Genomic DNA, 26,387 nt, shown 5'->3' with positions numbered 1-26,387 from the left:
CGGGTGGCTTTGTTAAACCTATTCATCAAAAAATAAAATGAAGAAAATTTTTATTGCACCATTACTGCTATGCAGTATGCTAGCCTTATCAGCTATGCGAAGCACTACCGGGGAAACTCAAAAAATGTTTGAGCAAGCAAGGGTTAAAAAAGAAAAAGTTGCTCCTATTGCTAAAAAAGGTAAACTTCTTTTTAAAGACGATTTTAACAACGGCATGGTTTATTCTAAAGAATACCAGCAAGTAGTTGAAGGTTGGCGAGTAAGGGCTAATCATGCCAAATGGAAACAAGAAAACAATACCGTTAAAAGTATTTTCGAAAGTGGGCATATGCCAGTACTTACCTATGAAGGCAATTTTAAAGATGCTATTATAGAACTAGAATTCAGATTCTTTGCAGAAGAAGGTAAATGGTCTGCTTGTCGTATTTCTGCAACCAATCCACAACTTAACCCAAGAGCTTATGCAGCTTCTGTTTGGGCAAATGCCAACAATAGCGGAAGAGCCTTAGGTATGGTTTTAGAACATGACGAATGGAAACCAGGTGTTATTACTACCGTGATGAACAAACCAGCTACTTTTGAACCCGGAAAATGGTATACCTTGCGTTTAGAACTTATAGGAAATGTGGTAAGGGCAACTTGTAATGGTGTTACTGTGATAGGCACACATGAAAAATTTGGAATCCCTAAAAACAGTATTTCTTTAGGTGTTGGCACTAGCCCGCATGAGTTAAGAAAGTTTAGAGTTTATGAAGCTAGTAAAAGATAATCTCCTAAGCTATTTAACTGATAAATAAGCCACAAAGGTAGCATAACCTTTATTTTTATTTGTGCTAGCTGATATTAAATTAAAAGCAGCGTCATTAAAAAAATGACGCTGCTTAAATTTACAGAGCTTCAAGAACTAAGCTTCTGTTTGAACTCCAGCAAATTCTTCTATCATGCTGCGGTTAAATGCTGGAATATCTTCCGGAGAACGACTGGTTACTAAACCTTCATCTACCACAACTTCGCTATCTTCCCATAAGGCTCCGGCATTTATCAAATCTGTTTTGATTGATGGATAAGAAGTAATTTTCCTGCCTTCCAAAAGCCCAGTTTCTATTAGTAATTGCGGCCCATGGCAGATAGCGGCAACAGGTTTTTGAGCATCAAAAAATGCTTTCACAAATGCTACACAATCTTGGTTCTTACGCATAAAATCAGGATTCATTACACCCCCTGGTACAAGTAAAGCATCATAATCATCAGGTTTAGCATCAGCTAAATGAACATCTACTTTAACTTCTACCCCCCAGTTATCCTCATTCCAAGCCTTAATTTTATCTTTTTGTGGTGATACAATGTGTACCGTAGCACCAGCTTCGTGTAAAGCATTTTTAGGTTCTATAAGTTCTGATTGCTCAAAACCATGATCACTTAAAATAGCGATTCTTTTATGACTTAATTTTCCCATGACAATGTTTTTTAGGTGAAACATATGCTTATGAAGCAAACACCAAACCAAAACAATCATACCAGACTTTTAAGCCAATGTAAATATTGGAATCCTAGCCTGTTTTAGAGTTTGATTAAGAATGTGCTGATTAATAAAGTACCTATTTAAAAATGTTTTTTTCTTTAACAAGAAAATCATATCAACTTCAAAATCAGTTGTAAATTGCATGATAGATTCTTCATAATTCTCCCCCTGAAGCATATGTATAGAAAACTTGTAAACACCAAAAAGTTTACATTTATCTACTTCATTTTTAAACTGAGCAATTAAGATTGCAACTTTAGCTATAGGCATAGCTGCAATCAATCTAATTTCAGTTTCTGCTTGCACCAATAATTGATTTAGCATATTTTTCAAAACAGCTACACAATTAATATCTTCTTCTAAAATAAAACTAATGGTTTTAGGCACATTAGCCAACGGAATCTCTGGCACATACATCACAGGATAAGCACTTTCGTCTAATAATTTAAGTAGCTTTTGCTCATTGTTATGAGTAGGGCTTTTAAAAGCAGTCTTGCAATGCAGAATAAGGTCTATCTTTTTATCCTCAATAATTTGCGATAAGATGGATGTAGATAAACCATACTGATGTTCTATTTTAATACTTGAGATACGAAGCGGAAATAACAAAGTAAGCCGTTGTATGGCTTCATGAAAATCTGCCGGGATATGCTCATTTTCATCTGACTTTCTTGATAACATCAACAAGTCTGTAATAGCATCTGGTAAGGGCAAAACATGCAACAGCGTAATGTTAAAAGCATAACCTTTAAATTGATTTAAAGCATATTGTAATACACTTAATGACCCTATACTTAAATTGGTAGGAACTAAAATATTTTTGATTGCCTTCATTAATCTTATTCTTTTTTATAAATATCTGTTACAACACTTAAAACAGATTTAAATAGGAATTAAAAAGCAATTAAACAGATTAGAAAAACATTAAACTTTATAATAGACTTATCTAAAAATAATAAGAAAAACCAGAAAACTTTATTTCAAAAAGATAAAGAGATATTTTACATTTAAGCCTTTTTATTGAAATAAACATAAACATCTGTACCCTTACTTTCTACAGATTGTATATCTAAAATAGCTTGATGTACTTTAAAAATTCGATAAGAAAGTGGTAAACCTAAACCGAAGCCTTTTCTATCTCCGTGATTAGAGGCTCTAAAGAAAAGCTCAAAAATATGTTCTAAATCTTTCTGTGGAATACCTATACCTTGGTCTGATACAAGTATGCAAATTTTGTCTTTTGTGGTTGATAGTTTCACTAAAACAGGCTTATTATCAGAATATTTACAAGCGTTTTGGATAATATTATTGATTGCCAATCTTAGTAAAGGTTCTGTACCAAAAAGCGCTAAGTCAGAAGCTTGTTCTGGTAGTTCAGAAAAATCTAGCTGCACTTGATTGTCTGGGTTGGTAACTTTTAAATCTTCTATGATAGAAAGCAATAATTCATCTAATCTAATAGCATCATTTAATTGCTTTTTATAGTTATAGCCAGATTGTGCCAATTTTAATAAACCATTAATAATATCATTTAATCTAGATGCTTGCTTATAAACTAGTTCTAAAGCTTCTTTATTATCTCCTTGCGGATTCATAAGGGCCAATTCTACCGCACCTAAAATTGCAGTAAGTGGTGTTCTTAATTCATGAGAGGCATTACTTACAAAGTTGTTTTGAATTTGAAAAGCTGTTTCTAACCTATCTAGCATGTTGTTAAATGTAATGGCTAGCTTCTCCATTTCTCCTTTAGCTTTTTTTGATGGATCTAAACGTAAATCAAGGTTATAAGCACTAATATTATTTACCTTGGTTATCATTTTAGAAATTGGAGTAGTAAAACGGATAGCAAACCAATTCCCCATGAAATAAGATAGCAAGCTCATCACCAAAAAACATAACAGTAAAATAAACTTTAGGCGTTGTAAATCTTGTTTGCCTACTGGGTCTGTAGCACTAATAGCAACTATGTAAGTTTCTTCAGGAGAATTTCTATAAAGTATGGCTACAAAATAAGTTCCGTATTGGGTATACTCGGCATAATTACTCTGTATAACCTTTCTAATTAATACCGATGGCAGGTTTTCTTTTGAATTTAGTATAGGTTTTCCGTTTTCTACTTTAATAATATATTCCTTCTCGTTAGGTAAAACTTGTAAATGTTGCTTTCTTACCTCTTGATAAATGTTATTGCTTAATTTATCAGCCCCAAATTTAGACTTAGCAGCTATTTCTGAGCGCAATTTTAATCGAGTAAAATATTCTTGACGAGTGTATTTCTCAGTTAAAAAATACATCATCAAACCTATCATTAAAAATATTAATGCTGTTAAACCAGTAAAAGCTAATGTTATTTGTTGTTTAAAACGCATATTCGTCGTTAAAGATATAACCCATCCCTACTTTGGTATGAATAAGTTTTTGAGTTGCGTTTTTATCTATTTTTTTACGAAGGTAATTCACATAAACATCAACTACGTTAGTTCCCAAATCATAGGTAACATCCCAAACATTTTCTAAAATATCTACCCTTGATAATACCTTTCTTTTGTTTTTAATGAAATACTCTAACAATCTGTATTCTGTAGCTGTTAAATTTATCGCTTCGCCATTTCTTATCACACTTCTTGCTTCTGTATCAAACTCCAAATCGGCAATTTTAATGGTGTTACTTTCTTTAGGTAAGGTAGCTTGCTTACGTCTTAATAAAGCTTTTATTCTAGCTAAAAGCTCTACCAACTTAAAAGGTTTAGCTAGATAATCATCGGCACCAACATCTAAGCCGGTAACTACATTCTCTGTTGAATCTAACGCACTTAACATTAAAATGGGGACAGTATAATCCTCACTTCTCAACCTTCGGCAAACTTCAATACCGTTTTTTTCTGGTAGCATCACATCAAGTAATACTACATCAAAATGATGCTCGCGACACATTTTTAAGGCCGTATTGCCATCCATAGCTACGCTAACAGTATAATTTTCTTGCTCTAGTGCTTTTTTTATCACTTTAAGAACATCAAATTCATCTTCAACAATTAATATATTCATGGGTGTTTATTTAAGCACTTCTTGGCAATTTGCCTATTTAATATTAAAATGAAATTAGAAAGAAGTATCGAGCATATTTAATTTACATTTAACAAACATTTTTTACTTCAGTTTTCGCTTTAAGTTTCATTTTCTTCTTTAGGATTTCTAAAAAACATTCAAACTTTTATCTTTGATACAAAAATTAAGAAGTTTTGAAGAAACGTATAGCTATTTTCGCCTCTGGTTCGGGCTCTAATGCCCAAAAAATCATGGAATATTTCAAAAAAAGTAATGATGCAGAAGTTGCTATTGTTTTAACCAATAATCCTGATGCTTACGTACTGCAAAGAGCAGATAATTTTGAAATTCCTTCACATGTTTTTGATCGTAAAGAATTTAGAGAGACTGATGAAGTGGTACAATTACTAAAAAACCTACAAATAGATTTAATTGTACTTGCGGGCTTTTTATGGTTAGTTCCAGAAAATTTATTAAAAGCATTCCCTAATAAAATCATCAATATACACCCCTCATTATTACCTAAATATGGTGGTAAAGGTATGTATGGAGACAAAGTACATTTAGCTGTTTTAGAAAATAAAGAGTTAGAATCTGGCATAACCATCCATTTTGTAAATGAACATTTTGATGAAGGTGAGGTCATCCATCAATCAAGATTCAAAATTGAAGCCGGAGACGATTTAGAAATGATAAAATTTAAAGGCCAACAATTAGAACATCAACACTTTCCTAGAGTTATTGAGAGCTTAATAAAAAAGATGAAAACCATTTAAGATTTAGTGTCTGTACGTAGCCTTTCGCTATCCCAGCCGCTATCTCGTTCTAAAATTCCTTCGTCTTTAATATCTCGTAAAATAAGTTCTTCTAACTCGGTTATTTTTTCTTTAGCTACGCTGATGTAAGATTTGCTATCATGCCTATGTTTAATTAAATCTGCCAAAACACGTTCATCATGCTTTAAGAAAGTACGAGCAGCTCTGTGCGTTTGATAAGCTCTAAAACCAATCATCTGCAAAGCATCGGCACCTAGACGTAAAGAAGAATCAAGTGTTTCACGATAAATATAATCCACACCAGATTCCATCAAATCAAAAGAATCATTACGATCATACGCTCTAGACAATATTTTCAGATGCGGGAAATTCTTTTTTACCATAGCTACCATTTCTAAACATTGTTGTGGTGTATCCATCGCAATGATGATGATTTTCGCTGTTTCTGCTCCTGCGGCTTTCATTAAATCAAACCTCGAGGCATCTCCATAATAAACCTTATAACCAAACCTTCTTAATAGCTCAACCCTATCAGAATCATTATCCAATACTGTTGCAGAAACACCGTTGGCTCTTAAAAAGCGACCAACAATATTACCGTATCTACCAAAACCAGCAATAATAACTGGGTTTTTATCATGAATCTCATCAGCCCTGCGGTTTGACTTTTCTTTGGTGAAATATTTAGGTAGGATGAGCCTTTCATTCATCACAAAAAATAATGGTGTAAGTGCCATACTAAGCGCAACTACTGCAATTAATAAATCTATATCCTCGGCATTAATCAAAGCATATTGGCCCGCAAAAGAAAAAAGTACAAAAGCAAATTCACCCATTTGTGCTAAAGAAACTGCAAAAATCATGTTTTGATCGCCTTTTAAGCCAAAAGATTTACCTAAAACATATAAGATTAAGCCTTTTAAGCACATCAAACCTAAAACCAAGGCTATTACTAGGAGAAAATTGTCTTTTACCAAACCAAAATCTATGGTAGAACCTACAGATATAAAAAATAAGCCCAATAATAATCCTTTAAAAGGATCTATATCGCTTTCTAGTTCATGCCTAAACTCGCTATTTGCTAATACAACACCTGCTAAAAAGGTTCCTAAAGCAGGGCTTAAGCCTACTACAATCATCAATTCTGCAATAAGAAAAACTAGCAAAAGTGCTGTAGCCATAAATAACTCTCTCTGACGAGTTTTTGCCACCCACCTAAAAACCGGACTTACCACATATTTACCTGCTATAATAATGATTGCAATAGCAGCTAAGACAATTAAAGTTTGTTGCCAACCAGAAAATTTACCAATTAAACTAGCACTCTGGTTATCAACTACTTCTGTTGCCAATATTGGAAAAACAGCTAATAAAGGGATAACAGCAATATCTTGAGATAATAATACTGCAAATGCAGAATTACCGGCTGATGTTTTGAGTAAGCTTTTCTCGCTTAAAGTTTGCATCACAATAGCTGTTGATGATAAAGACAATGTTGCACCAATAGCTAAAGCTGCTTGCCAACTCTGACCTAAAAAATATGCCGCCAAACTTATAGCCAAAGTTGTAGCTATTACCTGCATCCCTCCTAAACCAACAACCAGTTTTCGCATTCGCCATAAAAGATTAGGCTCAAGCTCTAATCCTATCACAAAAAGCATCATAACCACACCAAATTCAGACACATGCATAATATCCTTCCCCTCTTCACCTACAAAGCCCAATACAAAAGGACCAATGGCTACCCCAGCTAATAAATAGCCTAAAACAGTGCCTAAACCAAGCCTTTTAGCGATATTAACACCAATTACTGCCGAAGCCAAATAAACAATTGCTTGAAATAGAAAAGATTTATCCATAACTAAAGCGAGTAAGGTTTATCAATCAAGTTATTCATATAAGTAGCACTTACTAAATCATCCTCTCGAAATAAACCATCTCTTAAGCCTGTAATGATTTGCAGATAATCTTGAGCAAATTGTTGCATTTCAACATCAGAAAGGCGATGCGTACCGTGTACAATAAAAGGCGGATAATAGGTCATTTTACATAGAAAAGCAGTTTGGTCTAGCGGGTATAAAAGCTCTGGAATGGTATAGCGGTTATGCCCTTCTTTTTGATAAGCTGCAAACGTTCCTCCGGTAGTTATAGCATTAAATAGCTTTTTATTTCTCAGTTGTGTACCCTCTTTACCATACGCCCAACCGTATTCTAAAACTAAATCTAACCATTGCTTCAAGAGCGGAGGCATACTATACCAATAAAAAGGGTGTTGTAGCACAATAATATCATGCTTAACTAAAAGTTTTTGTTCTTTTTTAATATCGATATCAAAATCCGGATAAAGTTCATACAAATCATGAAAAGTAACTTGCTTTAAACCCTTTATCGCTTTTACCAAATATTGGTTTACCCGAGATTTCTCATAAACCGGATGTGCAAATATGATAAGTACCGAAGCCATGATGGAAAATTAATAAAAATTGCCGATTCCTATCAAATTCTTTATATTTGATAATAAACATTACGTTTTAACTATCATGATTTATCATCTAGAAAACATCACCTTGGCATCTACAAATGCTTCTATGTTTTTAAGCGATAGCTTATTACGTACTTCTCTTATACAGTTTTTTTCCTCTAAAGACTTTATCATCTAAGCCCCAAGTTTAAAAAATTTAAGGGGCCCCATTAAACTACTGGTTTTTATTAATTCTTTAAGTTTATGATGATGATTTTATATACCATGATTTATGTTTCTAACTATAAAGCTAAATCACTAGCTAAGAGAAACTTATTTCTGTTAAACTTCTTTCTACTTTCTTCTAATAAGGCCTTTATTTCTTAAGCCCCATAAATATTTATGGGGCGGTATAAATTATTAAATAGTTTATATGGTTTTATTGATAATGAAATAGCTTCTCCTCTGGATAGTGCCGAGTGCTTTTGGTTATAAAACCATGTTTAATAACATTAAAACATAAAGACATGACAAAAGAACAATTAATATTAGGTTCAAAAGAACATCAATTACTAGAAAAACATTTCAAAACTGCAGTACTTTCTACTTATAACAAGCAAAAATTAAAGGAAGAATTAAAGCATGCTACAATTATTAAAACAGATAGCCTTCCAGAAAACGTTGTTGGCTTATATTCTTATGTAATGATTGAAGATAAGACAAGTAAAAAAACCTTCTCTTTTCAAATTGTACCATTAGATGAGGCCAATATGAAAGAAAATAAAATATCTGTATTTAGCCCTATGGCTATAGCTATATTAGGTTACCAAGAAGGAGCCAATGTAACATGGGAAATGCCCGGCGGACTGCAAAATTACCTTATTAAAAAGGTAAGTAAGCTTAATTAACTCCTTATTTAAATTGGTAGTTTGTGGCTTCTCAAAACCAATTTCAATTAAACAATGAAAACAAAATTCTTAAAATCAAGCTTATTATTACTTAGTTGCATGTTTTACCTAAATCAAGTATCATTTGCTCAGGTAAAATTTAAAGATGTGAAGTGGACAAAAATTCAAGAACCAGACTTAGTCTTACAATTACAAAATTCAAAAAAAATGGATAGGTTTGATTGGGATACATTAAAAGCCAATCAAGACATAGTAGCAAATTTATGTAAATACAGCTTTAAAAATAAAACAAGTAATTACACAAATGCTGTCCACAGATTTACCATAGGGTCAGATCCAAAAGCTAAAAGATCTGAAATGAAAATCCAGATGGATGGTAAATATAAAGATGATGGTATTTATCAATTTGAAGGAGAAGTTAGATTTATAGACGGGATACTTAGTTCACATCATATCTGCCAAGTATGGCAAAACATGAAACAATCAGGCTTTAAAGTATTAATATTTAATACTAAAAAAGATGATAACGGGACTTTAGTAGTACCACCAAGTGTGGATAGAGTGGGAACATTTAAACCATTAACCAATGTTTTTACTGATTATAACGATAAAACAAATAAGTGGCTGAAAGTAAATATTATCCATTTCAGAAAAGAAAACAAAGTATATATATACCTTGGTGATAAAGGTCAATTGTATAATGAGTATACTCATGGACCAGCGGATGGAGACTATTACTTCAAGTTTGGTGCTTACGGAAAATTAGAGAACGATAAAGAAGCCACTGTTGAATGGCGAAACATTAAGATGTTTGAAGGAACTAATTAAATTTCTAAAGCTTTTTCTTCAAACCACCATAGCTTTCTTCTATATCGTCATCATAATTATAGATGAAAATTATTAGCCATATACACTTAATTTAGAGTCAGAAAAATTATACATCATATATAAATTATTAATGTAATGGAAGAAAAAAAAGATTTAAAAACAACCTTAGCTGATGTTAATGAAGGAGGAGCAGCAAAATGCCCTTTCTCTAGCGGAGCATTAAGAAAAAGTGCAGGCGGTGGTACCAGAAACAGCGACTGGTGGCCTAATCAATTAAAGTTAAATATTCTTCGTCAGCACTCTAGTTTGTCTGACCCAATGGACAAGGATTTTAATTATGCCGAAGAATTTAAATCTTTAGACCTTAACGCTGTTAAGCAAGATATATATGAGTTAATGACTACTTCTCAAGACTGGTGGCCAGCAGATTATGGTCATTATGGACCGTTTTTTATCCGTATGGCTTGGCATAGTGCCGGTACTTATCGTATTGCTGATGGAAGAGGTGGTGCAGGAGCAGGAACACAACGTTTTGCACCTTTAAACAGCTGGCCAGATAATGCCAACTTAGATAAAGCAAGACTTTTACTTTGGCCTATCAAACAAAAATATGGTAAAAAGCTTTCTTGGGCAGATTTAATGATTTTAGCTGGTAACTGCGCATTAGAATCTATGGGCTTTAAAACTTTTGGTTTTGGTGGAGGCCGTGATGATGTTTGGGAACCAGAAGAAGATATTTATTGGGGTTCTGAGGCAGAGTGGTTAGGTGATAAGCGTTATAGTGGCGACCGTCAATTAGAAAACCCTCTGGCTGCCGTACAAATGGGTTTAATTTATGTAAACCCAGAAGGGCCAAATGGTAACCCAGATCCACTAGCTTCTGCTCGTGATATCCGCGAAACATTTGCTCGTATGGCGATGAATGACGAAGAAACCGTTGCTTTAATTGCTGGAGGTCATACCTTTGGTAAAACACATGGCGCAGCTGATCCTAGCAAATATGTAGGCAAAGAACCTGCCGGAGCAAGTATAGAAGAGCAAAGCCAAGGCTGGAAAAATACTTACGGTACTGGTAACGGTGCAGATACTATTACGAGTGGTTTAGAAGGTGCATGGACCACTACGCCTACAAAATGGAGTAACAATTACTTCGAAAATTTATTTGGATACGAGTGGGAATTAACTAAAAGCCCTGCTGGAGCACACCAATGGAGACCAAAAAATGGCGCTGGTGAAGGTACTGTACCAGATGCACATGACCCTGCTAAAAAACATGCTCCTTTTATGCTAACTACAGATTTAGCTTTAAGAGTAGACCCAGCTTACGAGAAAATATCAAGACGTTTTTATGAAAACCCTGATGAATTTGCAGATGCTTTTGCAAGAGCATGGTTTAAATTAACTCACCGTGATATGGGGCCAAAATCTCGTTACTTAGGTCCTGAAGTACCTACCGAAGAATTAATTTGGCAAGACCCAGTTCCGGCTGTAACACATAAATTAATTGATAGCCAAGATATTGCTTCTTTAAAAGCTAGTATACTAGCGTCAGGACTAAGCATTTCACAATTGGTATCTACCACTTGGGCTTCTGCCTCTACTTTCAGAGGTTCTGATAAACGTGGTGGTGCTAATGGCGCTCGTATACGTTTAACGCCTCAAAAATATTGGGAAGTCAACAATCCTTCTCAATTAGCTAAAGTGCTTGATAAATTAGAGCAAATACAAAGAGACTTTAATGCAGCGCAAACTGATGGTAAATTAGTTTCTATTGCTGATTTAATAGTACTTGGCGGATGTGCAGGTGTTGAACAAGCTGCTAAAAATGCTGGCTTCAACGTTGAAGTTCCTTTCACTCCTGGTCGTACAGATGCTTCACAAGAACAAACAGATGTTGATTCATTTGCAGTTTTAGAACCTCATGCTGATGGCTTCCGTAATTACTTAAAAGCTCATCATACAGCTTCACCAGAAGAATTATTGGTAGATAAAGCACAACTTTTAACACTTACCGCACCAGAAATGACTGCTTTAGTTGGGGGCTTACGTGTCTTAAACGCAAACTTTGATGGTTCTAAACATGGTGTATTTACCAACCGTACAGAAGTATTAACTAATGATTTCTTTGTGAATTTATTAGACTTTGGTACTACATGGCAAGCTGCTGCTGATGCTAAAAATGTATTTGAAGGTAGAGACCGTAAAACTGGTGCTGTTAAATGGACAGGTACTAGAGTAGACTTAATTTTTGGCTCTAACTCTGAACTCAGAGCTATTGCAGAAGTTTATGGATGTGCAGACGGACAAGAAAAATTTGTAAAAGACTTTGTTGCCGCTTGGAATAAAGTGATGAATCTTGACCGTTTTGATTTAGCTTAATTTAAGCCGATCAGTATATATGTTTAGGTGGTTTAGTTTTCTAAACCACCTTTTTTTATTTTAGTTTGCTGTAGGAGCAGCAGCCTTTTTAGCATCCGCAACTGCTTTTCTTTCTTGTTGCCAAGCTTTATATTTCGCTTCACCAATAGCAGCAATGATTTTTTCTTTTCGCTCAGCACTCAATACTTTAAGTTTAGCTTTTTGGTCTTCTTCAGAAATCTGCTCTTTTTTTACTTCACGTACCTTTAGATCTATTTCCTTTGAAATTGCTTTCACCTGAACAATATCTGCTTCGGTTAAGCCCGCTTTAGCGAAAATTTCTTGTTCTTCTTTAGCTTTTGCTTCTTTTAAAGCAGCAGCTTGTTCTTTTGACATAGCAGGTTTAGCTTCTTGAGCTTGTGCCACACAAGCTAGCGTTAAAGCAAAAAATGCACTTAAAAAGATTTTTTTCATTTGTTTTGGTTTTAGGTTTTTATAATGATTATTTGTGTAATTTATAATTTATTTAACTAACTTAATAATTTCCACCTCAATAATGCTGAGTTTCCCTTTTGCATTTGCATCATTTCTATTTATACCATCATCTAGCTTCTTTCCGCCCATTTCTACTCCTATCTGGCTATCATCTTTACCAGAATTTTCTCGCATTAGCCTTATCGTTACCTTTTTACCTTTCACAGGTTTACAAATAGCTCTAAAATAGCCTAAACTTTTTTGCGTATTACCCTCAAAAACTATCTGATTATCAACCTTTATTTGAAGTGGATAAACCTTAGTTCTGAAATTATTAAGTTTAAGATTAACTTCATTTACTATTGATGCTTCTTTAAGTGTATAAGTAATCCATGCTGTAGCCAAATTACCATCGTTAGACCAATCACTTAATTCATTATCATCTACACTTGCAAAAGAAACATCTTGGTTTGCACCTGCTTTAATAGACTTAATTTCTAAAGTTTTTCCAGACACTTGATAAGATGGACTTAATGGTGTTGGTCCTTTTTTTAATTGAGGCTTTAAACCATCAGCTGGCATTTCTTTTGACAAACCGCCTTCTACCTTTACCGGGATAGAACTAAATTCTAGTAAGGCACTTTGTAAACCTGCTGCTTTTGCGGTTAAAATTATCTTACCAGCTTTGGTGGTAGAGCGAATTAAAACTCGGTTTACGCCACACTCAACAGGTAAATTTTTGGCTAAAATATAATTATCCGGGCCTTGCGCTATACCACCTCGCCACTCGGCTTCACCTTCCAAACTAAAATTAATCATATTTAAAGCTGTTGGGCAACGGTTTCCTTCTTTATCAATAACCTCAACTTCTGCCAATACTAAATCTGCACCATCGGCTTTAAAGCCAGTAGGGTTCATCATCTTACTTAAACGCAAAGCATAAGGCTCGCCAGCAGTTTTCATTTCTTTTTGAGCTAGTATTTTACCATCTGCATCGTAACTAATAGCTTTTATCACACCTGGTTCCCAAGCAATATTCTTGAAAGTGAATAAGAAATTATGGCTACGCTCTCCAAAACCTTTTGATTTTCCGTTGATGAATAGCTCAGTTTTTTCTCCTGAAGCAACAACATATATGTTTTTAACCGTTCCATTTTGATAATTCCAATGCCCAATAATATGTACCCGATGATTTTCTACATCTACCCAGCCATCCCACATCACTTGGTGTGCGTAAAAACCATCTTTAGCAATTCTAAGTGCATCAACCTCGCCGCTTCTTCTATAATTTTCTTCGCCTCTGAAATGGGTATTAGAATCAGAAAAAATGATGTTTACGCCGCCAGAACTTACACGTTTACCAGTACCAGGTCTTTCTCGCCAATAATCAAACCACCTGATAACGTTTTCTATGGCATGAGAATCTTGGTTTCTGTTATACTCTCTGGCAGGCATATTTTTGTAAAGAGGCCCATCGCCATCTTTATGAAAAGGCGGACTAAATTCATCCCAATATTTCCTTAAGCCTTCGTCTCTAGAATATTCTGTTGCCCATAAAGGTATATCAGCACTTTTGTTGATATATAACATCTCGCCACCATACTCAGCTACTTTACTATCTAGCATTTCTCTGGATCCAATAGCTCTTCCTCCGTAAGGATCAAATTTTTCTTTTAGTGCCTTCATTTCCGCCATGTGGACTTCACTAATAGCTTCATTACCACACTCGTAAAAGAAAATACTCGGTGCATTTCTGTTATAAATAATGGCATCTTGCATCACCTGAACACGCTGTTGCCATCTTACACCTTGTACATCGGCTTCAGCATCGCCGGCAGGCATAGCTTGTATTAAACCAACCCGATCACAAGATTCAATATCTTGTTTCCAAGGAGCAATATGCATCCACCTAACTAAATTAGCGTTGCTTTCTACCATCAAGCCATTGCTGTAATCACTTAACCAAGGCGCTACAGAAAGCCCTAAAGCAGGCCACTCGTTACTGGTGCGTTGGGCATAGCCTTTCATCATTAAAACTCTATCGTTAAGGTAAACCATGCCATTTTGGTATTCTACCTCTCTAAAACCGGTTTTGGTAGCCACTTCATCTATCAGCTGGCCGTTTATTTTTAATTTGGTATTGATGGTGTATAAATATCCATAACCCCAGCTCCAAAAATTAATATCTGTTAAAGCAGCTTGAGCCTTAATTTCTTTAGTTTCTCCGGCCTTTATAGCTATTTTACCTCCATGGATAACTTTAATGATTTCCCCATTTATATCTTTTACTTCAACTTCATAATCAAATATTTTATCTTCCGGATATTCATTTTTAACCTCAGTTTGAGCTACTAAAGTCATTCTCTTATTGGCTATATTAAAATTTTGCCCATAAATGTATGGCCCTGTAGTTTGTAAAGAAGAGAATAAAGGCAAAGTTTGATAAAGCTTATTAGCCATGTGTAGCCAAACATTTTTAGTGATACCACCGTAATTGGCATTAAAGTTTTTATCGCTCCATTGGTATTTGGTTTTTGTCGCTCGCTCTCTGTAATCCCAGGCATTATCTATCCTTACGGCAATAATATTTTCTTCGCCGGGTTTTATAACATCGCTAATATCAAAACCAAAAGCTGTGATACCATTTTCATGAAAGCCAATATGTTTACCGTTTATATAAAAATCTCCGGCTTGTCTTATCCCTTCAAATTCTAAAAAAACTTTTGCTCCTTTAGCTGATGCTGGTATAATAAAGTGCTTTCTATACCAAACTATCCCGGTTGGATGCTCATGAATAGGCAGTTTAAAAGCGGCATCTTCATTCCAAGCACTTGGTAAAGTAACTGCTTTCCAATCTTTATCATTAAAATCTGATGATTTTGCTCCTGCTAAATCTCCAACAAAAAGTTTCCAAGCAGCATTAAAATTGTATTTAGTCCTTTGTGGGGTTTGTGCCTGAATACTTGTATAAAATACACTTAAAAATGTAAGCACAAGAAAAAGGCTAAAATAACGGTATCTATATTTTCTCATAAAAATGGTTGTGTGCTCTGTTAAGAGACGTTTATTTAATTAGGCTTATTTATCAAATTTAATTTTTTCTAGCTATAAATTCATCAAACATAAAATTAAGGCATAAAAAAAGAGCATTGCTGCTCTCTATAGTGATTTTTATAATGTTTAAATATCGGCTTAAACTTAACTCCCTGCAAAAGGAGACCCAAATATACCTACTGCTAATTCTGCCCAAATCAAGAAAAAAGTTAATAGAATAACGCCTAACACAATTAACCTTTGCGGATTGGTTTTTATTTTTCTGATAGCTAATTCGATTAATAAACCTGTTCCGGTTAGCAATACGCCCATAAGCACAAAGTCGAACAGAGACCAATCTACTTCTGTGGTAAATTGCATAGCGATGAATGGAATAAGCAATATTGCCCCCACTACCCCTAAAATGATGATTAAGCTTTTTATTTTCATAATCTTAAAATTTATTTTTTTGTTGATATTTTTATTGAAGAAGTTGCTCTATCGCTTTTATATGCTTGATAAATGCTTCCTTACCTTTTTCGGTTGCTGAATAGTTGGTATTAGGTTTACGGTCTACAAAGGCTTTCTCATAGCTTACATAACCACATTTCTCTAAAGATTTTAAATGGCTTGCTAAATTACCATCGGTAACATCCAGAAGCTCTTTTAGAGAAGTATAATCTATATAGTCGTTTACAACCAAGGCAGACATAATCCCTAACCGAATTCTGTTTTCAAATGCTTTGTCTAAATCTTTTAAGACTTCCTTCACTATTTGTATTTCTTTTGGACAATTAAACCATAAATAACTTGGATAACTCCAAAACCTAAAGCCCACATCAAGAGGCTATATGCTATAAATTGTATCGCTAATAATCCTAGAACAATCTCAAACAAACCTAAATTTCTGAGCTCTGGCCAAGTATACTTACTTGCGTTGATAAGCGCTAAGCCATAAAAAACAAGCGTTAATGCTGGCAAAAACCCTACAAATCCCTTATATAAAAGCAATAAACATAGCAAACCACCCGTAACTAAAGGAATAGATAAATTAACCAGCAATCTTTTACTTTGCTGATCCCAAACTTTTTGACTTTGCCTGATGGCTTTTTGCGTAGTAAAGAAAATAGCCGAGCCGATAGATAACCCTAGCGTTACTACAGCAATAAGCAGTAAATAAAATAAGTTTGTAGCATCTATACTTACAGCTTGTTCTATTAACCAGTTTTGTTCTTGGAAAACCATGAGATATGCCGCTGCAACCCCAACCAATGCTATTAAACCAGTAGAAACACCAGACAAGCCACTTAAAGAAATAAACCGTGTTGAGCGGTTCATGATTTCCTTAATTTCTTTGATATCTTCTAGATATTTTTCTTTCATTTAAAAGTACTTTGAAATACAAAGTAATATATAAATATTCATATCCGCAATTATTTATTACTTATTTTTTGTGGATGTCTTTTAAAACTTAAAACTCTCTCTCCCCAAACTCGCTACTAGGCAGTTTCAGCTTTTTGGTTAAAGGATTTAGATTAAAGCTTAGGTTAATCATGAAGATATCCTTCTCGTGAATATAATTGGTTGTAGTAAAAAAATCTCTACCGCGGGTAGTAATTCGCTGTTCGTTGGTGTTAATCAGTCCTAAACTCATGTTTTGCCAAAGTAGGCTTGCTGTTAACCTACCATTTAAAAAGCTTTGCTTTACAGATGAATTAGGCACTATAAATCTAGAATCCTCACCTTGGGCAGTTGGTCTTTCTGATAAATAATTAAGGTTAAACTGTATGCTGGTGTTTTTTCCTGCACTAAAACTATGGTTGGTATTGATAGAATAGGCCAAACCAGAATTATTTACGGCTACTGTATTATTAAATAGCGCTCCTTTTATTTGGTAATCGTAAATATTTACGCCTAAATAAGCCGACCACCATTTTGTAGGTTTCACATTTAGTCCTGTTTCTATACCCCAAAGGCTAGCATCACCAGCATTGGTATATATCCTATTCAAAACAGTATCAGCATACACACTATTAACACGGTTTACCACATTAGTAATTTGCTGGTTGTATAAAGTAGCAAAAACAGAGCCTTTAGTAAAATCCTTTATCAAACCTAACTCCGTTAAATTGATAAACTCTGGAAGGATAGTAGGGTCGCCCTGTTCTAATGTTTCAGAATGTTCTCTCTCTGCATAAGGGTTTAACTCGTTATTAGTAGATCTTTGCACCCTTCTACTAAAACCACCTTTTAATTTATAGCCTTTATCAAAAGTGTAAAGAAAGTTTAGAGATGGGAAAAAGTTAGACAAATTTAAATCAATAGGGTTTGCAATTTTATTGGCTTTAAAACTACGTGTGGCATACTCGTAACGTAAACCGCCGGTATATTCTAATTTACCTGCTTTTGCTGCGTATTGTGTGTAAAAAGCATTGATATTGTTGATGACATTGATATCATCACTAAACTCAGGCACAGTAGTAAATCTGCCTGTTCTTAAAATAGCTTCTTGGTATAGGAAACTACCTGTTTGCTCTTGATACCTCAATTGATAACCACTTTCTAGTTTACCCTTACCTAGGTTAATAGCATAATCTAATTTCAACCTTACCGCATTTAAAGGACTGGTTCCTGTATTTAAAACATACTGTATGGTATCGGTATAATCATTAAGATTGAGGTTATTGTTTTTGGTGAAGCCTTCAAGTTTGGCATGCTCATACAAACCAGATAAGGTTAAAGTCGATTTGTTTTTGAAGCTATGCGTATAATCTAAGTTACCTAAAACAAAATTCCCTTGCCTAAGTACCAAATTGGCATTATAATAGGCTAACTCATTGATGATATTTCCTGTATTGATATCCGTAGTACGATTATTATAATTGATATCAGCCTGCCTAAATTGTTTCCTTTGGCCAGCATAAAAACCAGCATTAAAAGTATTTGCTTTATCAGGAGTATAAGTTAAAGATGCTCTTGCCGAGTAGTTGGTTCTATCAAAGCTACGCTCTCCGGTTGATGGGAATGACGTAAACCTATTCCCAATCGTTGTATTCACATCTCCTACCCTTTGGCCAGACAAATCATTTTGCTGGTAACTGCCTCCAAAAGATAATTCCCATTCATTCTTTTGATAGTTGATGGTTGCATCAGCACCGTATCTTTTAGGCGTTTCTTTATTATCGTAATTACTAACGCTGGGCAAACCTCCATTTACATTCACTACATAAGATAAACCATCGCCAGCGCCTCTTTTAGTTGTGATATTGATGATACCAGATTTACCATCGGCATCATATTTTGCAGATGGTGCCGTAATAATTTCTATATTTTCTATGGCATTTGCCGGAATTTGATTCAGTAATGTTACAGCATCTGTTTGTACAGGCTTGCCATTTAGTAAAATAAGAAAACCGGTTGAGCCTCTTAATCTGATATCTCCCTCACCATTAACTGTAATAGATGGCATATTTCTAATCACATCTATAGCTGTGCCTCCTCTAGCAGATTCAAATTGGTCTGCCTTAAAAACCTGCTTATCTATTTTATTGATAGGGTTGTTGCGGTTACTTTCTACCTTTACCTCGCTAAGTAATTGTTCTGTACCTTTAAGTAAGATGATGCCAAAATCTATAGATTTATCAGCTTCAAGCTTGATATTTTTAATACTTTTTGATTGATAGCCGATGAAGTCTATTTTAAGATGATAAACACCAGCCTTTAAGCCTGTGATATTAAAAGCACCTTTTTCATCACTAATTTTACCATTTACAACTTTAGCATCGGCAGCACTAAACACCCCAATACTGGCATATTCTATAGGTGTTTTAGTTAAGGAATCTAAAACCCTACCTTTAACTTGATATTGAGCAAAACTTGTAGCAACAACTCCCAGAAATAGTACTAACGCAAATATTTTCTTTTTCATTTTTTAAAATTGAGTAAAGATAAAAATTACCTTTATTGTGTAGTGCCCATTCATCATCCTTCTGAATATTAAAATACTATTGAGTTGAGAATATCAACCACCTTTAGAAATTATGGTGTAAATTTCTTATTATCTGAGTTTTTTATATGGATAAAATCAGTCATTTAAGAGGTGAATGTAGCCCATAATCTTATTTTATAGTTAGATTTAGTACATTAAGAATAGAGTTTGTTTAAGGCTTAATACGTCTTCTTTAGAATATTAACCCAGTTAGTACTTAAAATATACAATTCTCTTTGCTTAGCGAATGTCTTTTTATGGATTTCTAATTTCTTTACATATATTCATTATTCAAATCAATGATTTAAACACTTTACCTATTGAATTGCTCAAGCTTTACATTAAAAGCATGAGGTATTAAAACGATACTATGAAAATTTTAATTATAATCATGTTGATACTCTCCTTATTTATGGGCATACCAACTAATAAAGGGTGGTTTACATTGTATGGAACTGAGTTTTTTGGGCCATTTTATGTATTAAAAGGAGGTAACTTTCCGAATAATCCTTTAGTAATTTGGATTCTTTTAATATTATTTCATCTATCTATTTTCAGCTTACCCTTTATCATAAAGAAAAGCTATTTTAAATATATTTTATATTATGCTCCACTAAGCTTTATAATTACATATTTTTTATTTGCACCCCTTGCTATATTCTTTTTAATCCCATTTATAATTGTTTGGGTTATTTGTATAGTAAGATTTAATAAATCTTACTATACCGCCCGATAATATATTAATGACTAAACATGAAAAACCTAAATAATAATTTAGCATGAGTTAGAAAAATAATCTCAAATGCATTAATGAAATCATGGGAGATGGTATTTACTTCTTATATGGATGAAGTATTCTAAACCTTTCTAGAAATATATTTAAAAGACTACTTGTAAATCATAGCTTTAAAATATATCAAACCTGCTAATAGTCATTACAAAAGTCAAATTAAATAAGGGGCAGCAAAGATATTTAGTAATTAAATAAGCTTGTAAAATCAAGCTTAAACAAAAAAAGAGACCTTTTCAGATCTCTTTTGTCGGGGTGGCAGGATTTTAACCCTACCCTCTAAATATCTTTATTTCAATAAATTACAAATCAAAATCAATAACAGGTAACCTGTTAGTTCTCATTCTGTTTTATAAATTAAAGATACTATTAAAGTTTATCTTTTTATAAAGAAATTATTATAGGTAATTCTAAGGGTATCGATCTAAATATTAAATAGTATTGAAAATAAGAATTATTCTATTTAATAGATATACCTTTTAACACGGTAGTCTTCTTGATTTATTTTAAGCTTATAAAGAATTTCTAAGATAAACATTAAATGGTACTCGTTTTTTAACCTTGATGTTAGATTTTATGATTTCTGCCGCATAGCTTCCCATTTTTGTAAAATCAGTAGATATTGTTGTTATACCATTAAGTAAGATTCTCTTAATTGCTGTTTCATTATACGAAATTATACCTACTTGCTTTCCTATTTTTTTCTTTAACCCATTAGTTTTCTCTAAACTAGAGATTAAATCTTCTTCTTTTAGACTTATTAATACATCTCCGTCTTCAACCACATCGTTTTCAATATTATTTAGAATTCTATAATCAAAAGCATATTGTAGGCAAAAAAGTCTAAAGCCTTCTATTATCTCTTTTGGATAGTATCCATCATCTGGAAAAATCAATTTTAAAGTTCTATACTTTGAAAGTGGTTTTAAAACTTTAATTAAAGCATCATAAATATCATTCTTAAAATCTTCATAAACTGCTGAAAAATCTCCTTTTACACCTTTCAATAATTTATCCATTAATATTAATGATTTATTATTTAGTGAATTTATAACATCCGCAACTTCATTTTCATTATAAACATCAATAAAATGTGGGATTAGGATGTAGTGAGTGTAATCCTTTTTACTATTTTCCAGCATCTTTTTGAAAATAGCAAAATCATTATTATAGATGTAGAAATCAATTATAGCATCTTCCCCTATTTCTTTTATAAAGGCATCATATATTTCTTTTTTGTAATCAGATAACTTATTAAAAAGTAAACAAATTCTTTTATTACTTTTTACATTATCATTTACTATAAAAAATCCTTTACCTTGCTTGGATTCAATTATTCCATCATTTTTTAGAGTGTTATAAGCCTTTTCTACCGTTTCTCGACCAATATCAAGATTAAAATATAAATCATTAATTGACGGTAAAAAATCACCTTTCTTTAACTTTTTCTCGTCTATCGCATTAGTAATTGAATTATAAATCTGTTTATACTTTGGAGTTGATGAATACTCATCTATAGCTAATAAATTTAATATTGAAGAATTAATTTGTTTGTTCGGCATTACAATGTAAGTTAAAATGAGATTTGCTTAATTTCACTCTCTTTGTATCCATACCTTACAGCTTTTACTTCTATATCTTTTTTCATGGATTTAAAAGGCTTATTATACAGCTTCCAATATTTATCTCCATCGTATTTGTAGGCTATAGAAGCTCCTTCTGTTTTGCATTTTAAGCTAATGAAACCATCCTTTTGCTCGTATTCTGGTAAAGATGTTAAGGGCTGCTTACCACCAGGCCACATTTTTTCGGCTTGTATAATTTCTGGAGTATCTAACCAATCTCCGTATTTCTTCTGCCAATTGTACAATGCTGTACGCATAGTGTCTAATACAGCTTGATATGCTGGTTGTAAGGCTAAGTTTTGAAGCTCAAATGGATCTTTTATCACATCATATAATTCTTCTGCTGGCTTAGATGCTTCCATCCATGCAGACTGAACGCTATTAAGGCTTTTGCTATGGTATAAACTATCAATTCTTTTCATGATAGGGGCTTGATACATAAAATCTAAATACTGATTATAAGCGGTATCGGGCCAATAATTTTTAATGTATTTAAATTGTTTAGTTCTAACGGCTCTTTGTAAATCGTACTTAGCATCCATCCTATCTCTACCGGCAAAAATATAAGTTCGGGCTTGTGCTGATTTTTGTTTGCCCAAAAATGCTTGCCCTTGTATATGATTAGGAATAGGTATATCAGCGATAGAAAGTACAGTTGGCGCTAGGTCCACAAAACTTACAAGTTCTTCATTTATACCGCTTAATTGACCTTTTATCTTGTTTTTCCACTTTTCTGGAGTATAAATAATTAAGGGTACATGTATACCTCCATCATTCATCCATCTTTTACTTCTTGGTAAGCCGTCACCATTATCGCCCATAAAAAATATGATGGTATTATTTAGTAATCCATCGGCTTTAAGCCTATTGATTAATTTACCAACCTGAGTATCCATCCTATTTATATTGGTAAGGTGTCTGGCGTAATCTTGTCTTACGATTGTATCATCCGGATAGTAAGGAGGTAATTTAACTTTTGCCGGATTAATGATATACTTTTCTTCTAAAACGGGTCTTGATTTTACATCTTCTTCCAAGCGCTTTAAATCAACATTAAATTCTTTAAAAAACCTAAGCTTGGTACTATCGGGCCAAGTATTGATTTCATGAGTAGTTTGGTAGGTAAAACATGAAAAAAAAGGCTGACTTTTATCTTCTCTATCCCACCAACCAGCTGTTAAAGTATGGCTATCCCAAACGGTAAAGGGGGTTCCAAACTGATAATCTGTTTTAAAGCTATTGGTGCAGAAATAATTATTTGCCCTAAGATACTCTGTAAATGCTTTTACATAAGCCGGAGGCACTGCATTGTAAAAAGGCACCCCTGCATAAGGTGTAAGGCTTTTGGCTTGCCTCATGTGTTGTGTGCCTATACTGGTACTGTACATACCGGTAACAATAGCTGCCCTACTAGGCGCACAAACTCCGGAAACAGTAAAAGCATTTTGATATTGAACGCCATTTTTTGCTAACCAATCTATATTTGGGGTATGTACTATTTCCTCACCATAGCTCCCCAAATGGTTATTAATATCTTCCGCCATGATCCAAACGATATTAGGCTTTTCTTCTTGGGCGTAAGTACTAACTGGGGCTCCAAAACATAGCATGAAAGCCATTAATTTGCTTAGCTTTTTGGCTGGGGTATTTATAAATTTATTAAAAATCATAAGCTCAATTATTTTAAAAAAGTAGTGATGCTGTAGGGTTCTAAAATCAATTCTTTATTTGTAATTCCTGTGATCATTTTTAAACCTTCAGTATCCATTACATAATGTTGTAATGCTGCACTTTGCATATTATAATGATGTTTATATAGAAAATCAGGTATTGTAATTTTCCTTTTTTGGGATGAAAAATTGATAATGATAGCTCTTGATGATGATGGATGACTTATAATCCAGCCTTGTAAAGCTTCTAGCGATTGATGATGCGTACTTGCTAATAATGTATTATTTTTAAAAATAATTTCAGTGGCTTCGCCCCCTGTTTGGGTTAATTGTGCAAATGTTTTCATGGCCAATCCGCCTGCGCTTAAAGACCATGGTTTGCTAACTATCTTCTCATTTTGTAGATGACTAAAACCTCTATCATTATTGTAAAGAGCGCCAAATATAGGCCCAATAATATTATGAAGGTGTGTAATTTCTATTTGTGGATTTTTCAAAAAAGCCAAATAAAAAGTACTGATAAACAAAGTGTTGGCCCAAGTCCCTCTAATGGCGCTATTATCTGCTCTAACATTAAACTCTGTAGCCCATATTTTTTTATCCAAAGGGACACGCATTTCTTTATGCCTATTGGCTACTTCTAATGCTTTTAGCATCATTTTATAAAAATTGCTATCCACATGAAGCAATGCTAATTCTTGCTGCTGCCTTAATTTAAGATTGTTACTTAGGTTGCCTCCGGTAGTTAGCCCTTCTTGTCCGGCTTGATTATTTGTCCGTTCTTGCGCTCCATCTAAACCAAAAGGAGTATAAACATGAAAAATAACGGCATCGGCATTGGTTGCATATTTGAGTACACGCTCTGTCCAGTTCTTATGTCTCTCGCTTCTCACAGCTTCCCAACTAACAACAGCGCATTTTACCTCTGGGAATTCTTCTTTAATAGCTTTAATCCATTCGTAACAGGTTTTACCATAGTCTTCTGGTGTTGGAAACCTAGACATCTCTAGTTTAAGATTAAAATAAAGCTCATTACCCATTTCCACATATCTTACCGGTAAACCTAAAGCTTTTGCCCTACGTAAGCCTCTTAAAGAGTGTTCTAAATCTTTAGATAACATGTTTAGCACATATACGGGTTCTGCTTTGCTGGCATCTATGGCTTTTTTAAAATTCTCTAGAGGATAACTGATTTTGAAGTTTTTCCAACCTTCTGCTACTACCCAATTGATTAATAAACTATCGGGTACGGTGGGGTCTATCCATCCTCTATCCCAATCCCAAGTATTGGCGATGGTACCCGCAGGATACCTGATGGTTCTAGCTCCGGATTTTACAAAACCATTTAGCAAATTATTATTATCCCAAGGCATATTATTGGTGCCAACATTACCATTTAAGCCTACATAATTAGACTTGATGTTATGAGACATACCTTTACTTAACTGTATTTCCTGTGCACAAGCTGTTATCGCTAAAAAGCTAATTATCAAAAATTGAATGCCTATTTTTTTCATGGTTTACTTTTTTGTGGGCATAGTTGCTTTCACCTGAAAGCGCCATTGGTTTAAAAGATTTAACATTTTCTCGGTAATCTCAGGTTCTTGAGCTGAAATATCTTTGGTTTCGCTTTCGTCTGATTTTAAATTAAATAGTTGTACAGATAAGTCTTCTAAAGATTGAATAAGTTTAAAATCATTTAAACGTATGGCAGATGTAGGGCGCCCACCTTGATTACTAAAATGTGGGTAGTGAAAAAACTGAGGTTGAGAACGAATTAAATCTGGATTTTTGATGATATTGGCAAAACTTGTACCATCAACGGTAAAGGTTGGCTTAGCACTATTTGTCCAATCTAATAAGGTTGGTAAATAATCAATAGTGCTTACAAGGGTATTACTCACACATCCTTTTTTTTGTGATGGATGATAAATTAACAAAGGAATTCTTATTCCGCCTTCATAAAGTGTACCTTTTCCATTTCTTAAAGGTGCTGAAGTGGTTGGTTTCAAATCTCCAGCCTCATCTGTAACAACACCCCCATTATCTGAAAGAAAGATAACGATTGTGTTTTTAAGCAACCCTTTTTGCTTTAACTTGCTCCATACTAAACCTATATTTTGGTCTAATTCTTCTACCATAGCAGCATATAACGGATTGATATCTTTACCATAAGGATTATATTTCTTTTGATATTTATTTTTTAAATGCTCTTGTGGCTGTAATGGTAAATGAGGATTGTAATGTGTAAGCATAAGAAAGAAAGGACTTTTACCAACAGTATCTAAATAAGATATGGCATCTTTGGTAATCATTTGTGTTATTTGAGGAAGCCTGTAACGGTTTCCAGTGCTATCTACACCTTTTATCCAAACATAAGAGTCGTTTTCAGGGATTAGACCGTAATCATAATGGGCTACCTTATCAAAACCATTTTTTCCTGGATAACTTAGTGTAGGATGTGTATTTTCTCCTAAATGCCATTTTCCTATTAGTGCAGTTTGATAGCCTTCTTTTTTGAGATATTCTGGTAGGGTTTGCACTTCATAGGGTAAATAATTGATGTAATGTGCAGGCATAACAGGTGAACTGTCATCTGTCTTTTTTCCATCAATAAAATTAGTTAAACCTAATCTTGCGGGATATTGGCCTGTTAAAATACTGGATCTTGTTGGAGAGCAAACTGGAGCAGCCGAGTAGGCATTTTTAAAAAGGATAGATTTTGAGGCTATATGATTGATATGGGGTGTTTCTATAAATTTATTTCCATAATATCCTAAATCATTCCTGCCTAAATCATCGGCTATAATTAAAACAATATTGGGTTTTGTTTGCGAGAAGGCTATTTGCGCAGAAACTGTAAGTATTAACAAAGATGTTTTTAAAACTTTCATTTCTTTTTGTTT

The 26,387-nt window shown here is 33.9% G+C and carries 21 protein-coding genes; 5 read left to right on the top strand and 16 right to left on the bottom strand.

What is annotated here, in order from left to right; all coding sequences use genetic code 11:
• Positions 1 to 37 precede the first annotated feature (37 nt).
• Positions 38 to 769 (top strand): family 16 glycoside hydrolase, encoded by a 732-nt coding sequence (locus GJJ64_RS16570; RefSeq protein ID WP_154288872.1) that lies wholly within the window; start codon positions 38 to 40, stop codon positions 767 to 769.
• Between the two features lie 135 nt (positions 770 to 904).
• On the opposite strand, the gene GJJ64_RS16565 is transcribed toward GJJ64_RS16570, so the two are convergent.
• The 4 genes from GJJ64_RS16565 to GJJ64_RS16550 all read right to left on the bottom strand — a co-directional run bounded on the left by GJJ64_RS16565 (position 905) and on the right by GJJ64_RS16550 (position 4,570).
• The gene (locus GJJ64_RS16565; RefSeq protein WP_154288871.1) at positions 905 to 1,456 is read right to left on the bottom strand and encodes a type 1 glutamine amidotransferase domain-containing protein; all 552 of its coding nucleotides are present in this window, start codon (positions 1,454 to 1,456) and stop codon (positions 905 to 907) included.
• A gap of 69 nt (positions 1,457 to 1,525) precedes the next feature.
• The gene (locus GJJ64_RS16560; protein WP_154288870.1) at positions 1,526 to 2,356 is read right to left on the bottom strand and encodes an adenine nucleotide alpha hydrolase family protein; all 831 of its coding nucleotides are present in this window, start codon (positions 2,354 to 2,356) and stop codon (positions 1,526 to 1,528) included.
• A 173-nt stretch (positions 2,357 to 2,529) separates the two neighbouring features.
• Positions 2,530 to 3,891 (bottom strand): sensor histidine kinase, encoded by a 1,362-nt coding sequence (locus GJJ64_RS16555; RefSeq protein WP_154288869.1) that lies wholly within the window; start codon positions 3,889 to 3,891, stop codon positions 2,530 to 2,532.
• Complete coding sequence (locus tag GJJ64_RS16550; protein ID WP_154288868.1) at positions 3,881 to 4,570, bottom strand: response regulator transcription factor; 690 nt, start codon at positions 4,568 to 4,570, stop codon at positions 3,881 to 3,883. The genes GJJ64_RS16555 and GJJ64_RS16550 overlap by 11 nt, the downstream gene beginning before the upstream one ends.
• A gap of 194 nt (positions 4,571 to 4,764) precedes the next feature.
• On the opposite strand from GJJ64_RS16550, the gene purN reads away from it, so the two are divergent.
• Positions 4,765 to 5,346: a phosphoribosylglycinamide formyltransferase gene (gene purN, locus GJJ64_RS16545; protein ID WP_154288867.1), complete on the top strand. Its 582-nt coding sequence runs from the start codon at positions 4,765 to 4,767 to the stop codon at positions 5,344 to 5,346.
• Here purN and GJJ64_RS16540 read toward each other — a convergent pair.
• On the bottom strand, positions 5,343 to 7,205 hold the full coding sequence (locus GJJ64_RS16540; protein WP_154288866.1) for a monovalent cation:proton antiporter-2 (CPA2) family protein: 1,863 nt from the start codon (positions 7,203 to 7,205) through the stop codon (positions 5,343 to 5,345). The genes purN and GJJ64_RS16540 overlap by 4 nt on opposite strands.
• A 2-nt stretch (positions 7,206 to 7,207) precedes the next feature.
• The gene (gene kefF, locus GJJ64_RS16535; RefSeq protein ID WP_154288865.1) at positions 7,208 to 7,810 is read right to left on the bottom strand and encodes a glutathione-regulated potassium-efflux system oxidoreductase KefF; all 603 of its coding nucleotides are present in this window, start codon (positions 7,808 to 7,810) and stop codon (positions 7,208 to 7,210) included.
• Between the two features lie 524 nt (positions 7,811 to 8,334).
• Between kefF and GJJ64_RS16530 the strand changes: the two genes are divergently transcribed.
• From GJJ64_RS16530 to katG, 3 genes are all read left to right on the top strand, one after another.
• A complete protein-coding gene (locus GJJ64_RS16530) occupies positions 8,335 to 8,715 on the top strand; it encodes a GreA/GreB family elongation factor (RefSeq protein ID WP_154288864.1) in 381 nt (126 codons plus the stop codon).
• Between the two features lie 54 nt (positions 8,716 to 8,769).
• A complete protein-coding gene (locus GJJ64_RS16525) occupies positions 8,770 to 9,543 on the top strand; it encodes a hypothetical protein (protein WP_154288863.1) in 774 nt (257 codons plus the stop codon).
• Between the two features lie 135 nt (positions 9,544 to 9,678).
• A complete protein-coding gene (gene katG / locus GJJ64_RS16520) occupies positions 9,679 to 11,922 on the top strand; it encodes a catalase/peroxidase HPI (RefSeq protein WP_154288862.1) in 2,244 nt (747 codons plus the stop codon).
• A gap of 60 nt (positions 11,923 to 11,982) precedes the next feature.
• Here the strand turns inward: katG and GJJ64_RS16515 are convergent, their stop codons facing one another.
• The 10 genes from GJJ64_RS16515 to GJJ64_RS16470 form a co-directional block, all read right to left on the bottom strand.
• Positions 11,983 to 12,375, bottom strand: a complete 393-nt coding sequence (locus GJJ64_RS16515; protein WP_154288861.1) for a hypothetical protein — start codon at positions 12,373 to 12,375, stop codon at positions 11,983 to 11,985.
• 48 nt (positions 12,376 to 12,423) lie between these two features.
• Positions 12,424 to 15,369: a sugar-binding domain-containing protein gene (locus GJJ64_RS16510; protein WP_317162955.1), complete on the bottom strand. Its 2,946-nt coding sequence runs from the start codon at positions 15,367 to 15,369 to the stop codon at positions 12,424 to 12,426.
• 204 nt (positions 15,370 to 15,573) lie between these two features.
• Positions 15,574 to 15,858, bottom strand: a complete 285-nt coding sequence (locus tag GJJ64_RS16505; RefSeq protein WP_154288859.1) for a hypothetical protein — start codon at positions 15,856 to 15,858, stop codon at positions 15,574 to 15,576.
• Between the two features lie 31 nt (positions 15,859 to 15,889).
• A complete protein-coding gene (locus tag GJJ64_RS16500) occupies positions 15,890 to 16,180 on the bottom strand; it encodes a winged helix-turn-helix domain-containing protein (RefSeq protein WP_317162954.1) in 291 nt (96 codons plus the stop codon).
• The gene (locus tag GJJ64_RS16495) at positions 16,180 to 16,791 is read right to left on the bottom strand and encodes a hypothetical protein (RefSeq protein ID WP_154288858.1); all 612 of its coding nucleotides are present in this window, start codon (positions 16,789 to 16,791) and stop codon (positions 16,180 to 16,182) included. The genes GJJ64_RS16500 and GJJ64_RS16495 overlap by 1 nt, the downstream gene beginning before the upstream one ends.
• An 88-nt stretch (positions 16,792 to 16,879) precedes the next feature.
• Positions 16,880 to 19,336, bottom strand: coding sequence for a TonB-dependent receptor domain-containing protein (locus GJJ64_RS16490; protein ID WP_154288857.1), 2,457 nt, complete (start codon positions 19,334 to 19,336; stop codon positions 16,880 to 16,882).
• 1,362 nt (positions 19,337 to 20,698) lie between these two features.
• Positions 20,699 to 21,748: a GntR family transcriptional regulator gene (locus GJJ64_RS16485; RefSeq protein WP_154288856.1), complete on the bottom strand. Its 1,050-nt coding sequence runs from the start codon at positions 21,746 to 21,748 to the stop codon at positions 20,699 to 20,701.
• A gap of 11 nt (positions 21,749 to 21,759) precedes the next feature.
• Positions 21,760 to 23,481 carry a sulfatase family protein gene (locus GJJ64_RS16480; RefSeq protein ID WP_154288855.1) on the bottom strand — a complete coding sequence of 574 codons (1,722 nt, stop codon included), beginning with the start codon at positions 23,479 to 23,481 and terminating at the stop codon, positions 21,760 to 21,762.
• A gap of 8 nt (positions 23,482 to 23,489) precedes the next feature.
• Positions 23,490 to 24,998 carry an adenine nucleotide alpha hydrolase family protein gene (locus GJJ64_RS16475; RefSeq protein WP_154288854.1) on the bottom strand — a complete coding sequence of 503 codons (1,509 nt, stop codon included), beginning with the start codon at positions 24,996 to 24,998 and terminating at the stop codon, positions 23,490 to 23,492.
• Positions 24,999 to 25,001: 3 nt separating this feature from the next.
• The gene (locus GJJ64_RS16470) at positions 25,002 to 26,375 is read right to left on the bottom strand and encodes a sulfatase (protein WP_195759314.1); all 1,374 of its coding nucleotides are present in this window, start codon (positions 26,373 to 26,375) and stop codon (positions 25,002 to 25,004) included.
• Positions 26,376 to 26,387: the final 12 nt, after the last annotated feature.

The sequence above is a fragment of the Pedobacter puniceum genome, from assembly GCF_009674685.1.
Classification (GTDB): domain Bacteria; phylum Bacteroidota; class Bacteroidia; order Sphingobacteriales; family Sphingobacteriaceae; genus Pseudopedobacter; species Pseudopedobacter puniceum.
The sequence above is the reverse complement of the archived record's forward strand: the minus strand, read 5'-3'. Positions and strand labels throughout refer to the sequence as shown.